This window comes from Tsuneonella sediminis (genome assembly GCF_051912845.1).
Classification (GTDB): Bacteria; Pseudomonadota; Alphaproteobacteria; order Sphingomonadales; family Sphingomonadaceae; genus Tsuneonella; species Tsuneonella sediminis.
Genome location: NZ_JBNCBU010000001.1, coordinates 1458134 through 1471013, shown reverse-complemented (window position 1 = coordinate 1471013; position 12880 = coordinate 1458134). Strand labels below are relative to the sequence as shown.

Sequence of the window (12880 nt, the reverse complement as noted above, 5' to 3'; positions counted from 1 at the left end):
CAAGGACCATTTGCCGATTCCTTAGTCAAGTTGATGACACCGGCTGAATCCACAGCCGTTTGCGGCTAGGGCGGGTCCATGGAAGTCACGCGCTTCGCCCCGAGTCCCAACGGGTCGCTTCATCTCGGTCACGCGTTCTCGGCGATAATTGCGCACGATCTCGCCCGCGAACGTGGCGGGCGGTTCCTGTTGCGGATCGAGGACATAGACGGCGCGCGGTCCCGGCCGGAGCTAGCGGACGAGTTCCGCGCCGACCTCGTATGGCTTGGCCTGGACTGGACCGAGGTCGCCCGGCAGTCCGCGCGGCTCGCGTCGTACGAGGATGCCGCCGAGCGGTTGCGTGCGGCGGGATTGCTCTATGCATGCACTTGCACGCGCGCCGAAATCGCCGCCGCGGCAAAGGCCAGCGGACCGGAGGGTCCGGTCTACCCGGGCACCTGCCGGGGCAAGGATGCCCGACCAGGCGATGCGGCGTGGCGGCTTGACGTCGGCAAGGCGCTCGAGTTGACCGGTCCGATCGAGTGGGCTGACGACCTGGCGGGCGTGCAGCGGGCGCGGCCCGACCTTGCGGGCGACCCGGTCCTCGTGCGCAAGGACGCGCCCGCCAGCTATCACCTTGCCGTAACGCTTGACGACGCGGCGGACGGCGTGACGCTGGTCACGCGAGGGCAGGACCTGTTGGCCGCCACCCATGTCCACCGGCTGCTGCAGGAGTTGCTCGGCCTGCCGGTGCCGCGCTGGCATCATCACGCGCTGCTGGTCGAACCCGACGGGCGGAAACTCGCCAAGCGGCGCGGCTCTCCCGCACTGCGCGATCTGCGACTGGCCGGAAGGGACGGCGCTGCCCTTGCCGAAAGGCTGCGCGCGAAACGCTTCCCTGCTGGCATTTCGCTCGCGACATCCTAGATTGGTGCCATGACCACCCTCCTCGTCATCGTCCTCGTCGTCCTCATGGCGCTCGTCGTCTATTCGCTCGTGCGGGGCATCGTCGCCTTTCTCCAGTCGCACCGCGCGGACATCGACGCAGGCTCGGAACGCCAGCACGAGATGCAGCTCCTGCAGAACCGGATGATGTTCAACCGCATCAAGTACCAGGCGCTGGCGATCGTGGTGGTCGCCGTGATCCTGATGGCGACGCGCTGAGCGCGATACCGGGTTCGGACACGGCCGCTTGGTCAAGCTCAACAGGATCTATACCCGGACGGGCGACGACGGCACCACCGGCCTCGTCGACGGTTCGCGCTGTCCCAAGCACTCTGCCCGGATCGAGGCGATCGGCGCGGTCGACGAGGCAAACTCTGCTATCGGGTTCGCGGCTGTCGTTCTCGAAGGCGACGAATGGACCGCCCTCGCCCGGATCCAGAACGACATGTTCGACCTCGGTGCCGACCTCGCGACCCCGCTGGGCGGCATCGGCGGGGAGGACTTCGCGCCGTCGGAAATGGTCCTGCGGATGATCCCGGCGCAGGTCGAATGGCTCGAAGGGCAGATCGATGCTGCGGGGGAGCGGTTGATGCCGCTCAAGAGCTTTGTCCTGCCCGGCGGAACCGAAGGAGCTGCACGCGTTCATCTCGCCCGCGCTGCGGTCCGGCGGGCGGAGCGGGCCATGACCGCGCTCGCCAGTCACGATCCGGTCAATCTCGCCGCGCTGGCTTACGTGAACCGGCTGTCCGATTACCTCTTCCAGCTCGCCCGCCTGCTCAATGACGAAGGGCGCTCGGACGTAACCTGGACGCCCGGCGCCAGCCGCTAGCCAATCCTTCCTCCGCTCGCTAACGCGCTTCGCTGCAATTGCGAAGGAAGCTGGCGATGGACACGATCGGGGTCATTGGCGCGGGACAGATGGGCGGGGGAATAGCGCAGACTCTCGCGCAAGCGGGGTATCGGGTCCTGCTTTCCGACATCGACATCGCGGCGGCCGAGAAGGGCAAGGCCGGGATCGGCAAGGGAATCGCCCGGCTGGTCGACAAGGGCAAGCTCGAGGCGACAGCCGCTGACAGCGCGATGGCCCGGATCGAGCCGGTCGCATCGCTTGCGCCGATGGCCGACGCGGTCTTCATCATCGAGGCAGCCACCGAGAGCGAGGCGATCAAGAAAGCGATCTTCGAAAGTGCTGGCGCGGTGCTGGATGCCGGTGCCATCCTTGCCTCGAACACCAGTTCGATCCCGATCACCCGGATGGCGGCATGGACGCCGGATCCGGCGCGATTCATCGGGCTGCACTTCTTCAACCCGGTGCCGGTCATGGGCCTTGTTGAGGTGATTGCGGGTCTGGCCACGTCCGACGAGACTCTCGCGCGCACGAAAGCGCTCGGTGAAAGCCTGGGCAAGCACGTCGTGGAGGTGCGCGATGCGCCGGGTTTTGTCGTCAACCGGGTTCTCATGCCGATGCTCAACGAGGCGGTATTCGCGCTGGGCGAAGGCACGGCGACGGTTGCCGACATCGACGCCGCATGTCGGCTCGGGCTCAATCATCCCATGGGGCCGCTGCAGCTGGCCGATTTCATCGGACTCGACACGTGTCTCGAGATCGTGCGGGTCCTGTTCAATTCGACCGGCGATCCCAAGTTTCGCCCTGCGCCCTTGTTGGTCCAGTATGTCGAGGCGGGGTGGCTCGGCCGCAAGACAGGCCGGGGGTTCTACGATTATTCCGGCGAGGCGACGGTGCCCACGCGCTGACCGTCGGGAACAGGGCCGAGGCGCAAACGGTTGATAGCGCAAAGGAGACAGGCCCGATGAACACCACCGACCATGACGACGCCGGGACCCGCGACGCGCTCGCTCCCGAGACCCATAACGACGAACAGGACGACGAGCGCAGTCAGGCGCAGACCGTCGCCGAACAGGCGCAGGACCTTCGCAAGGGCGATCCCACCTCGAGCGTGAAGCACGATACGACCGAGAGCCCCGACCTGGTCGACCACATGCGCGACATGGAAAGTTCCGGCCGGATCGACATGGGCGCCTATCGCGGCGAACCCAATCTCGACGACAACGAGGACAAGTACGGCAAGGACAACAAGGTCGACCCCGATCTTCCATCGGACGGCGCCTGAAGGCGGCTTACGCGCCGGGGAACGCTGACTTGTCGGCGTCTCCGGTGCCGAGGTCTCCGTCATTCAGGATCCACAGCCCGGCAATCAGAAGGGCCGACCCCAGCATCACGGCATAGGCGAGCAGCCGGAAATTGGGTGCTGCGGGGGTCTCGAGCGTATGCGGATTAAGGCGTGCCAGCGTCGCGCACGTGCGCCGCTGCGCCGACCACGCGAGCGCGGCTCCGGCACCGATGAACAGCGTGGCAATCGCGCGGGCGAGCCACGGCGGGTCGAATTCGCCGAATACCGCGCGAAAGGCTAGGCCGATGCCAATTGCCGCGAATGCGGTCCGCATCCAGCCCGCGAAGGTCCGCTCCATCGCCATGATGTTGCGGTCTTCGGCGAGCTCGGTGCGCTCTTCGGCGAGTTCGTTACTGTCCCGGTTGTCGTCCGCCATCGGGCGCAACGATAACGACCTGAGCGCCGGGAACAACCTCTCGGGAGACCTCTTGCGCGACCGCGAAGTCATCGACGGGCGTTGGATCATAGCCCGTCGCGGGGTCGATAAGTTCCTCGTCCTGTGCGAATTGCAGCGTCACGTCGTCCGTTTGCTGGCCGGCGGGACTGTACTGGGTAAACGCCTCGGCCTGGTCGTGCTGGCCGGAAAATTGTGCGCGTGCCGCGTCGATTGCCCCGCCGTCTTCCTCGGTGCCGACAAGATTCGCGACGCCAAACAGGACCAGGCCCACGAAAAGCAGGGCCGACCAGCGGCTGCGAAACATGTACCCGCGCATGGCGCGAGCGTAACCCGTCAACGGTTAAGGAGCGCTTTCGCCGGCTTCGCGCTTGAGAGCGTAGAGCAGATCGAGCGCCTCTCGCGGGGTCAGCGCGTCCACGTCGAGGTCGCGCAGGGTCTCACGAAGCGAATCGCAGGCCTCTTCCTCCGCGTGCGCAGCTGCGGCGAATAGCGGCAGGTCGCCAAGGCCCACCGCCAGCCCCCCTGTTTCCGCGCGTCCCTTCTCCAGCCGGTCCAGTACCGTCTTTGCCCGCGTGACGACATGCGGCGGCACGCCCGCGAGCCGCGCGACGGCAAGACCGTAGGACCGGTCTGCCGGACCTTCGGCCAGTTCGTGAAGAAGAACGAGATCGCCCTTCCACTCCCGTGCGCGGACGTGATGCAGCGTAAGGGCGTCGCAGCTTTCCGCGAGCCGGGCGAGCTCGTGATAATGCGTGGCGAACAGGCAGCGGCTTCGGTTCGTGGTGTGCACGGCTTCGGCCACGGCCCAGGCCAGCGCCAGCCCGTCGTAGGTCGAGGTGCCACGCCCCACTTCATCGAGGATGACAAAGCTGCGCTCGGTCGCCTGTGACAGGATGGCCGCGGTTTCGACCATCTCGACCATGAACGTCGAACGCCCGCGCGCAAGCTGGTCGCTGGCGCCCACGCGGCTGAAGACCCGGTCGGCGAGGCCGCACGTTGCCGAAGCCGCAGGCACGAATGCGCCGGCCTGTGCGAGCAGCAGGATCAGCGCGTTCTGGCGCAGAAACGTCGATTTGCCGCCCATGTTCGGGCCACCGATCAACCACAGCCGGTCGTCGGGACCGAGCGTGCAATCGTTGGCGACGAAACGCTCCCCGCCCGCTGCAAGCGCAGCTTCGACCACCGGGTGCCGACCGGCCGCGATCCGCAGCACCGGCTCGTCGACAATCTCCGGTCGAACCCAGTCACCCTCGGCCGCGCGCTCCGCGTGACTGGCCGAAACGTCGATCCGGGCAAGCGCGGCAGCCGTCCGTGCGATGCCTTCTCGCGCGGTTACGGCGCGTTCGACGAGGTCCTCAAAATGCGTCTCTTCGGCGGCGAGCGCATGACCGCCTGCCTCGGCGATGCGGCCCGCTTCCTCGTGCAGGCGGACCGAATTGAAACGCACCGCGCCGGCCATTGTTTGGCGATGGGCAAAGCCGCTGTCCGGCGCCATCAAGGCGTCGGCGTGTTTCGCGGGCACCTCGATGAAATAGCCCAGCACGCCGTTATGCTTGATCTTGAGCGCGGCAATGCCGGTCTCGGCCCGATATTTTGCCTCGAGCGCGGCGATGGCGCGGCGCGCGTTTCCGGCGGTCGCGCGCAGTTCGTCGAGCGCCGCGTCGTAGGCATCGGCGATGTAGCCCCCCTGGCCACGCTCGGTCGGCGGAGACGGAACGAGGGCCCGCGACAAATGATCGGTCAGCGCGCCGTGCCCGCCGAGATCGGGGAGAATGCGGTCGAGCAGCGAGGGACGGTCGGCCTGGGAAGCGAGGTGATCGCGCAACCGCCGGGCTCCTGCCAGTCCGTCGCGCAGCTGGCCGAGATCGCGGGGGCTGCCTCGCCCGGCGACGACGCGGCCTATCGCGCGGCCGAGGTCAGGCAATGCACGCAACGCCGTGCGTATATCGGCCCGCAGGAGGGGGTCTGCGTGGAGCCAATCGACCAGCGCGAGGCGCGCCTCGATGTCCGCACGATCGGTCAGCGGAGCCGAAAGGTCCTCGGCAAGCTGGCGCGCGCCGGCTCCCGTCGCGCATCTGTCGACGGCGTCGAGCAGACTGCCCGCGCGTCCTCCGCGGCTGGCTTCGACGATCTCGAGGCTTGCGCGGGTGGAGGCGTCCATGGCGAGAGTGCGGGCGGTGTCCACCGCCTTGGGCGGAAGCAGGAACGGCAAGGTGCCGCGCCCCACGTGGTCGAGGTAGGCGAGAAGGCCGCCCGCCGCGCCGAGCATGGCGCGGGTGAACTGGCCGAAGCCGTCGAGGGTTGCGACACCGTGGATCCGGCACAAGCGTTCGGCACCTGTCTCGCTGCCGAAGTCGTTACGGGGCCGCGCTGCCGCTTCCTCGGGGGCATTCTCCCATCCTTCAGGGACGACGACCTCGCTCGGGGAAAGCCTCGCAAGGGCCGCCGCCAGATCCGCGGGCGCGCAATCCTCGAGCGTCATCCGTCCGGTCGAAACATCCGTCGCGGCAATCCCGCAGGTGCCGCGCACCTCGCACACTGCGGCCAGCACATTCGCCCGGCGCGGTTCGAGCAAGGCTTCTTCTGTCAGGGTGCCCGCGGTGACGAACCGTACGATCGCGCGCGCGACCAGCGCCTTCGAGGAGGGCGTGCCTTCGCGTTTCGCACGGGCCTTGGCCTGGTCGGGGCTCTCCGTCTGCTCGGCGATGGCCACGCGGTGCCCGGCCTTGATCAACCGGGCGAGATACCCTTCGGCAGAATGCACGGGGACCCCGCACATCGGGATCGGCGCGCCGTCGTGCTCGCCCCGGCTGGTCAGCGCGATGTCGAGTACTCGCGCCGCGATCCTCGCGTCCTCGAAGAACAGCTCGAAGAAATCGCCCATCCGGTAGAACAGCAGGCAGCCCTCGGCCTGGCGCTTGAGCGCGAGGTACTGGGCCATCATCGGAGTCGCACTTCCCGCCACGGCGAGGGGGGTAGCCGCTGGCAGGTCGATTCGGAACGGCACAGCGAGCGCCTTTCCCCTGTTGCGCTCGTCCAACTTCCGTTAGGGCGACGGGGGTCATTGCAAGAGAGGGGGCCCCATTGGCCGACGAGAAGCCCACCGCATTCACCGAGCGCGAGGCGCTGTTCTATCACGAGACGATTCGGCCGGGAAAGATCGAGATCGTCGCCTCCAAGCCCATGGCGACGCAGCGCGATCTCAGCCTTGCCTATTCGCCCGGGGTCGCCGCCCCGGTCCAGGCGATCGCCGACGATCCTGCCAACGCGGCGCGCTACACCGCGCGCTCGAACCTCGTCGCGGTGATCTCGAACGGCACCGCGATCCTTGGGATGGGCAACCTCGGCGCGCTCGCCTCGAAGCCGGTGATGGAAGGCAAGGCGGTGCTGTTCAAGCGGTTCGCCGACGTCGATTCGATCGACATCGAACTCGACACCGAGGACCCCGACAAGTTCATCGAGGCGGTCGCGTTGATGGAACCGAGCTTCGGGGGCATCAACCTCGAAGATATCGCCGCGCCCGAATGCTTCGTCATCGAGCAGGCCCTGCGCGAGCGGATGAACATTCCGGTCATGCACGATGACCAGCACGGGACGGCGATCATCGCCGCCGCGGGGCTTATCAACGCCTGCCACCTGACCGGCCGCGATCTCAAGGACGTGCGCATGGTGGTGAACGGCGCGGGCGCGTCCGCGCTCGCGTGCACGGCGCTGATCAAATCGGTCGGCGTGCCGCACGATCACGTCATCGTGTGCGACCGCAGCGGCCCGATCTATCCGGGCCGAGAAGGCGTGGACCAGTGGAAGAGCGCGCACGCGGTCGAAACCGACGCGCGCAGCCTCGAAGAGGCGTTGGTGGGCGCGGACATCTTCCTCGGCCTGTCGGCCAAGGGTGCGCTCAAGCCCGAATGGGTGGAGAAGATGGCGCCGAGTCCGATCATATTCGCGATGGCTAACCCCGATCCAGAGATCCGGCCCGAGGATGCCAAGGCGGTGCGGCCCGATGCGATCGTCGCAACCGGCCGCTCCGATTATCCCAACCAGGTCAACAACGTGCTCGGCTTCCCGTTCATCTTCCGCGGCGCGCTCGACGTCCAGGCGACCGCCATCAACGAGGAGATGAAGGTCGCCGCGGCGCAGGCCATCGCGAGCCTGGCGCGGGAGCGGGTGCCCGACGAGGTCGCCGCAGCCTACGGCGTGAACCACAAGTTCGGCACCGATTACATCATTCCCGCGCCCTTCGACCCGCGGCTGATGGAAGTCGTTTCCAGCGCAGTCGCCAAGGCGGCAATGGATTCGGGCGTCGCCCGCGCACCCATCGACGATTTCGACGCCTACCGGCTCAGCCTCAAGGCCCGGCTCAATCCTACCACGTCGGTCCTCACGCGCGTCTACGAGGATGCAAAGGCCAACCCGAAGCGGGTCGTCTTCGCCGAGGCGGAGGAGGATGTCGTCCTGCGCGCGGCGATCCAGTTCCGCGATTTCGGTTACGGTACGCCGATCCTAGTTGGTCGGACCAAGGCGATCGTCGACAAGCTGCACATGCTCGGCGCGAGCGATCCGGGCGGTTTCGAGATCCAGAACTCGGCCGACAGCAAGCTGGTCCCGCAGATGGTCGAGTTCCTCTATGACCGGCTCAAGCGGCGCGGGCGCACAATGCGCGATGTGCGGCGCATGGTGAATCAGGAACGCAATGTCTTTGCCGCCCTGCTCGTGGCGCTCGGTCATGGCGACGCGATGATCTCGGGCCTCACCCGCACGTTCGCCCAGACCGCGCGCGAGGTGAATCTCGTGCTCGACGCCAAAAAGGACGCGCTTCCGTTCGGCATCCACCTGCTGATCGGCAAGAACTACACCGTGTTCCTTGCCGACACGACGATCAACGAGCGGCCCACCTCCGCGCAACTGGCGCACATCGCGACCGAGACCGCAGCGGTCGCGAAGCGGCTCGGGCACGAACCGCGGGTCGCATTCCTGTCCTATTCGACCTTCGGCAACCCGCCGGGCCAGTGGCTCGGCAACATCCGCGAAGCGGTGGCCATCCTCGATGCCCAGCAGCCCGCCTTCGAGTACGAGGGCGAGATGGCCCCCGATGCCGCGCTCAACCCGAAGGTCATGGAGCTCTATCCGTTCAACCGGCTATCCGGTCCCGCCAACGTGCTGGTCATGCCCGGGCTGCAATCGGCGAACCTGTCGGCCAAGCTGCTGCGCGAACTCGCGGGGGCAAGCACGATAGGACCGATGATGGTCGGCATGGAAAAACCCGTCCAGATCGCGCCGATGACCGCCACGGCACCCGAAGTCCTGACCCTGGCCGTACTCGCCGCGGCCGGAATCGTCGGATAACCGGGGCGCTGACGCGGCGTTAACCCATCGCCTTCAGTCGATCCTAAGCCGCGCGCTTCAGGCGTCGTGGCATGGGGATCGCAAAAAGGCCGAAGCTGGCTACCAGATATACCGGCCCGCGCACGGGCGAACGCGATGTCGTCTCGCTCGACGCGCGGTGCCGGATCGGTGAACGCGAAATCGAATCCGTGGCGGTGCTGGATCTCGACGCGCGGGGGTGCCGTATTCGCGGGATCCTGATCGCCGTGACGAAGAACGAGCAAGTGACGCTCTGGCTCGGGACGGTCGGACCCATCGCTGGCCGGCTCCGCTGGCTCAAGCGCGGCAGCGCGGGAGTCGCGTTCGAAACGCCGCTGTCGGAGCGCGATCTTGACGAGGCGCGGGCGAGCGCGGTGCCGCCACCCGCCGCTCGCGGGAACCCGTTGCGCCGGCTGGAAATTCCCCCCGCCGGCTAGCGACGCCGGAATCGGAAGTACCACACCTCGTGCCCGAACACGGTGCGCGCCTTGTGTTCATAGCGTGTCTCCGGCCACCCGGAGGGCCGGTCCTGCCAACTGGCCTTCTCCTCGACAACCCATTCGAATTCGTCGGTGAAGCGCCTCATCACCATCAGCGCGTGTCGCAGGTAGACCGCGTGGTCGGTGCCGAAACGGAATTCGCCGCCGGGTTTCAGCTTGTCGGCGATCATCCTGACGGGGCCATCGTTCATCATCCGCCGCTTGGCATGGCGCGCCTTCGGCCACGGGTCGGGATGGAGCAGGTAGACCATCGCCAGCGAGCTGTCGGGGATCCGCCGCAGGACCTCCAGCGCGTCGCCGTGATGGATGCGCACGTTGGCCAGGTTTTCGTCGCGCACGTGGGTCAGTGCCTGGGCAACGCCGTTGAGGAACGGCTCGGCTCCGAGGAACCCGTGGTCGGGCAGGAGATCGGCGCGGTAGGCGAGGTGTTCGCCGCCCCCGAACCCGATCTCGAAATGGAGCGGGCGCTCGTCGCCGAAGAGAGTGCGCGATGTCACCGGTCCGACGGCGGGCGGGGCCAGCTGCGGCAGCAGGCCATCGACGAGGGCCTGCTGTCCGGCGCGCAGCGGCTTGCCCTGGCTGCGGCCGTAGAGCCGGTTGAGCGTCGTCGGGTCGCCTTCCTTGTGTGCGGTCATGCGGCCGCGCCTAGCCGCACTCGAGCCGGGCGGTCCAGACCTGTCCGCTCCACTCCGGCGGTCAGACGCTCATCCGCAATTCGTCGTAAGCCGCGTCGTACCGGACCGCGATCCCCGAATCGCGCAGCTGGTCGAGCGTGACGAACGAGGCCGCGGCCGACGACCGCCGCAGCGCCTCGTACTGCTCTGGCGGCATGCGCTCCGCGACGAGGTCGAGCAGATCACCCAGCTGCACCGCGAGCGCGCGAGTGTCGGTGAGCGCGACCGCGACCGCGCCCACGGGCAGTCCATCGATGCGCACGACCATGCTCTCGGGTGCGCCGGCAAGCAGGCTGGCGCGCTCCTCGTCCGTGAACACCGGCGGCGGCGGCAAGGCCACCTGCATCGCCGCAGTGGCATCGGCCAAGCTGTCTGGCTGTCTCGTCCACCCGGCGGAGACCTGCGGCATCGATTCACGGCTTTGCGACGGCACCGAGATCTGCGCAACGCGGGTGGCCCTTTCGGCGGCATCGTGATGCGCTAGTGCAGTCGGAGCTGCTGATTCAGGTGCGCCGGAAGGAGGGGCGGCGTATGCGGGCAGGTTCTCTAGCATCACCTCCACCGCACCGGGAATGAAGGGATGGAGCGGCGGCTGAAGCTCTCGAAAGGCCGCTATCTCCACGGGATCGGCCGCAGGATGACTTGGAGCCGGTTGAGACGCGATCCGGGCTGGGGATTCCTGCGCGACCGGAGCTGATGGGACGGTCGCAATCGTGGGAGCGACGGCTTCGACAGGGGACACCCACGACAGCGATGGCGGTGCCGGGACGGGGGCCACGGGCGCATGGGCCGGGAGAGCAGTCGCCACGACAAGTCCGCCGCCTGCCAGCAACCAGCGCCGCGAGGGCGGCGCGGGCAAGCGGGCCGGAATTTGCCAGGTACGCGCGCTTGCAGGCATGATCACCTCCCCGGCGGCGGTTATCTCGGATGATCGGGCCACGGGCAACCCCCTCGGCTGCTGCAGGCAATGCCCGGGCCGATCGTTCCCGGATCGGGACAGCAATCAGCGAAAGATTGCCGTTACTTGAGCCAGGCGTTCCAGACTCCGTAGGAACTCGTGATCGTGAGAACGATTCCAACCGCGATCAGCATCCACTTGGCGGGCAGGTGCTTGGCGAAGTACGCGCCGAACGGAGCGGCGATCAGTCCGCCGATCAGGAGCCCCAGCGTGGCCCCCGCGAGATCCGCGAGGCCGAGGTGATAGATGAACGTCGCTGACACGGCGACGGTCAGGAAGAACTCGACCGAGTTTACCGTTCCCACGACCTTGCGCGGATCTGCGCCCTGGATCAGCAGGTTGGACGTGACGACAGGCCCCCAGCCGCCTCCACCCGCCGCATCGAGGAATCCGCCCACCAGGCCGAGCGGCGCGACATACTTCGCCTCGCGCAGCTTGGGCGGGTAGAGCAGACCCCTTGCGAGCAGGTAGAGCCCGATCCCGGCCAGATAGAGCAGGACGAAGGGCTTCACCGTGCTCGCATCGACAGTCGACAGCAGGTAGGCTCCGGTGACGCCGCCCAGGACACCCGGCACGAGCAGCCGCATGAAAAGCTTGAAGTCGATGTTGCGGTGGAACAGGTGGCTCAGCCCGCTCGTCGCGGTAGTGAAGCACTCGACCACGTGAACCCGCTGCGATGCAAGGGCGGGCGGAACGCCAAGTACGCCGACGAGCAGAGTGTTCATGATGACGCCGAACGCCATGCCGAGAGCGCCGTCGACGAGCTGGGCAGCGAAGCCGACCGCGATGAATGGCAGAAGCGCCCAGAGATCGAAACTGCCTATCTCGAACATAGCCGCGCTCCGCGTGGTGCCCGGCATCGGATGCTACGCTGCCCTCCCGGCGGACAGAAAGAAATTCTACCGCTATCGTTCGGAAAGGAGCGAAGGGCCGGCCCCAGTCTGCGGACGCCAAACGAAAACCGCCCGGAGTGCGAACACTCCGGGCGGCCGTCCCCCGTCCAAAAGGAACAGTAATTTCGCGGCTGTCAGGCCGCCTCGGCCTCTTCGCCCGGATCGCGCAGCACGTAGCCGCGGCCCCAGACGGTCTCGATGTAGTTCTCGCCACCGCAGGCATGCGAAAGCTTCTTGCGCAGCTTGCAGATGAACACGTCGATGATCTTGAGTTCGGGTTCGTCCATCCCGCCGTACAGATGGTTGAGGAACATTTCCTTGGTCAGCGTGGTGCCCTTGCGCAGGCTGAGCAGCTCGAGCATCGCGTATTCCTTGCCGGTCAGGTGGACCCGCGCGCCGTCGACTTCCACGGTCTTGGCGTCGAGGTTCACCGCCAGCTTGCCGGTGCGGATGACCGACTGGCTGTGACCCTTGGAGCGACGCACGACCGCGTGGATGCGCGCCACCAGCTCCTCGCGGTGGAACGGCTTGGTGACGTAGTCGTCGGCGCCGAAGCCGAAGCTGCGAATCTTCGAATCCATCTCGCTGATGCCCGACAGGATCAGCACTGGCGTCTGCACCTTGGCGACGCGCAGTTTCTTGAGCACGTCGTACCCGTGCATGTCGGGCAGGTTCAGGTCGAGCAGGATGATGTCGTAGTCGTATAGCTTGCCGAGGTCCAAGCCCTCCTCGCCGAGATCGGTCGAGTAGACGTTGAAGCCCTCGGTAGTGAGCATGAGCTCGATCGCCTTGGCCGTCGTCGGCTCGTCTTCGATCAGCAGTACGCGCATGGCCAGGTTCCCCCCTGAGTGCCCAATTCCCCGCGGTAACGACCCGTCAACGGGAGTTGCCGTGGATTAACCACAAAACATCTGAAGGAAAAAGGTTAACGACGGGTAAAGCGCAGCGCCGGAAATTAACGAGTCTTTTGTGCAACAG

General features: G+C 66.8%; 14 protein-coding genes. 7 read left to right on the top strand and 7 right to left on the bottom strand.

The window, feature by feature from the left end; translation table 11 throughout:
• The first annotated feature begins 78 nt into the window (after nucleotides 1–78).
• The 5 genes from gluQRS to ACPV3N_RS07415 are packed head-to-tail and all read left to right on the top strand — an operon-like array spanning nucleotide 79 to nucleotide 3056.
• Nucleotides 79–906 (top strand): tRNA glutamyl-Q(34) synthetase GluQRS, encoded by an 828-nt coding sequence (gene gluQRS / locus ACPV3N_RS07435; RefSeq protein WP_440116217.1) that lies wholly within the window; start codon nucleotides 79–81, stop codon nucleotides 904–906.
• 9 nt (nucleotides 907–915) lie between these two features.
• The gene (locus ACPV3N_RS07430; protein WP_440116215.1) at nucleotides 916–1143 is read left to right on the top strand and encodes a hypothetical protein; all 228 of its coding nucleotides are present in this window, start codon (nucleotides 916–918) and stop codon (nucleotides 1141–1143) included.
• Between the two features lie 28 nt (nucleotides 1144–1171).
• Nucleotides 1172–1753: a cob(I)yrinic acid a,c-diamide adenosyltransferase gene (locus ACPV3N_RS07425; RefSeq protein WP_440116213.1), complete on the top strand. Its 582-nt coding sequence runs from the start codon at nucleotides 1172–1174 to the stop codon at nucleotides 1751–1753.
• 56 nt (nucleotides 1754–1809) lie between these two features.
• On the top strand, nucleotides 1810–2679 hold the full coding sequence (locus tag ACPV3N_RS07420) for a 3-hydroxyacyl-CoA dehydrogenase family protein (RefSeq protein ID WP_440116211.1): 870 nt from the start codon (nucleotides 1810–1812) through the stop codon (nucleotides 2677–2679).
• 56 nt (nucleotides 2680–2735) lie between these two features.
• Entirely contained in the window at nucleotides 2736–3056 is a 321-nt protein-coding gene (locus ACPV3N_RS07415) for a hypothetical protein (protein WP_440116209.1), read from the top strand.
• Nucleotides 3057–3063: 7 nt separating this feature from the next.
• Here the strand turns inward: ACPV3N_RS07415 and ACPV3N_RS07410 are convergent, their stop codons facing one another.
• The 3 genes from ACPV3N_RS07410 to mutS are packed head-to-tail and all read right to left on the bottom strand — an operon-like array spanning nucleotide 3064 to nucleotide 6457.
• Complete coding sequence (locus tag ACPV3N_RS07410; protein WP_440116207.1) at nucleotides 3064–3492, bottom strand: YidH family protein; 429 nt, start codon at nucleotides 3490–3492, stop codon at nucleotides 3064–3066.
• Nucleotides 3467–3850, bottom strand: a complete 384-nt coding sequence (locus ACPV3N_RS07405) for a hypothetical protein (RefSeq protein WP_440116205.1) — start codon at nucleotides 3848–3850, stop codon at nucleotides 3467–3469. The genes ACPV3N_RS07410 and ACPV3N_RS07405 overlap by 26 nt, the downstream gene beginning before the upstream one ends.
• 3 nt (nucleotides 3851–3853) lie before the next feature.
• Nucleotides 3854–6457: a DNA mismatch repair protein MutS gene (gene mutS / locus ACPV3N_RS07400; RefSeq protein ID WP_440117476.1), complete on the bottom strand. Its 2604-nt coding sequence runs from the start codon at nucleotides 6455–6457 to the stop codon at nucleotides 3854–3856.
• A 140-nt stretch (nucleotides 6458–6597) separates the two neighbouring features.
• Between mutS and ACPV3N_RS07395 the strand changes: the two genes are divergently transcribed.
• Together ACPV3N_RS07395 and ACPV3N_RS07390 are read left to right on the top strand one after the other, a co-directional pair.
• A complete protein-coding gene (locus ACPV3N_RS07395; RefSeq protein WP_440116203.1) occupies nucleotides 6598–8859 on the top strand; it encodes an NADP-dependent malic enzyme in 2262 nt (753 codons plus the stop codon).
• A 71-nt stretch (nucleotides 8860–8930) separates the two neighbouring features.
• Nucleotides 8931–9314 carry a hypothetical protein gene (locus ACPV3N_RS07390; protein WP_440116201.1) on the top strand — a complete coding sequence of 128 codons (384 nt, stop codon included), beginning with the start codon at nucleotides 8931–8933 and terminating at the stop codon, nucleotides 9312–9314.
• On the opposite strand, the gene trmB is transcribed toward ACPV3N_RS07390, so the two are convergent.
• The 4 genes from trmB to ctrA form a co-directional block, all read right to left on the bottom strand.
• Nucleotides 9311–10012, bottom strand: coding sequence for a tRNA (guanine(46)-N(7))-methyltransferase TrmB (trmB, locus tag ACPV3N_RS07385; protein ID WP_440116199.1), 702 nt, complete (start codon nucleotides 10010–10012; stop codon nucleotides 9311–9313). The two genes, ACPV3N_RS07390 and trmB, sit on opposite strands and share 4 nt — an antisense overlap.
• 61 nt (nucleotides 10013–10073) lie before the next feature.
• Nucleotides 10074–10460, bottom strand: coding sequence for a hypothetical protein (locus tag ACPV3N_RS07380; protein WP_440116197.1), 387 nt, complete (start codon nucleotides 10458–10460; stop codon nucleotides 10074–10076).
• Nucleotides 10461–11071: 611 nt separating this feature from the next.
• Nucleotides 11072–11842 (bottom strand): sulfite exporter TauE/SafE family protein, encoded by a 771-nt coding sequence (locus ACPV3N_RS07375; RefSeq protein ID WP_440116195.1) that lies wholly within the window; start codon nucleotides 11840–11842, stop codon nucleotides 11072–11074.
• Nucleotides 11843–12036: 194 nt separating this feature from the next.
• Entirely contained in the window at nucleotides 12037–12732 is a 696-nt protein-coding gene (gene ctrA / locus ACPV3N_RS07370; RefSeq protein WP_259960391.1) for a response regulator transcription factor CtrA, read from the bottom strand.
• Nucleotides 12733–12880 lie beyond the last annotated feature (148 nt).

Excerpts from the sequence above, each read along its gene's own strand:
- gluQRS (WP_440116217.1), top strand. The coding sequence starts at position 79 with ATGGAAGTCACGCGCTTCGCCCCGAGTCCCAACGGGTCGCTTCATCTC.
- ACPV3N_RS07430 (WP_440116215.1), top strand. The coding sequence starts at position 916 with ATGACCACCCTCCTCGTCATCGTCCTCGTCGTCCTCATGGCGCTCGTC.
- ACPV3N_RS07420 (WP_440116211.1), top strand. The coding sequence starts at position 1,810 with ATGGACACGATCGGGGTCATTGGCGCGGGACAGATGGGCGGGGGAATA.
- ACPV3N_RS07415 (WP_440116209.1), top strand. The coding sequence starts at position 2,736 with ATGAACACCACCGACCATGACGACGCCGGGACCCGCGACGCGCTCGCT.
- ACPV3N_RS07410 (WP_440116207.1), bottom strand. The coding sequence starts at position 3,492 with ATGGCGGACGACAACCGGGACAGTAACGAACTCGCCGAAGAGCGCACC.
- mutS (WP_440117476.1), bottom strand. The coding sequence starts at position 6,457 with ATGATGGCCCAGTACCTCGCGCTCAAGCGCCAGGCCGAGGGCTGCCTG.
- ACPV3N_RS07390 (WP_440116201.1), top strand. The coding sequence starts at position 8,931 with ATGGGGATCGCAAAAAGGCCGAAGCTGGCTACCAGATATACCGGCCCG.
- trmB (WP_440116199.1), bottom strand. The coding sequence starts at position 10,012 with ATGACCGCACACAAGGAAGGCGACCCGACGACGCTCAACCGGCTCTAC.
- ACPV3N_RS07380 (WP_440116197.1), bottom strand. The coding sequence starts at position 10,460 with ATGCCGCAGGTCTCCGCCGGGTGGACGAGACAGCCAGACAGCTTGGCC.
- ACPV3N_RS07375 (WP_440116195.1), bottom strand. The coding sequence starts at position 11,842 with ATGTTCGAGATAGGCAGTTTCGATCTCTGGGCGCTTCTGCCATTCATC.
- ctrA (WP_259960391.1), bottom strand. The coding sequence starts at position 12,732 with ATGCGCGTACTGCTGATCGAAGACGAGCCGACGACGGCCAAGGCGATC.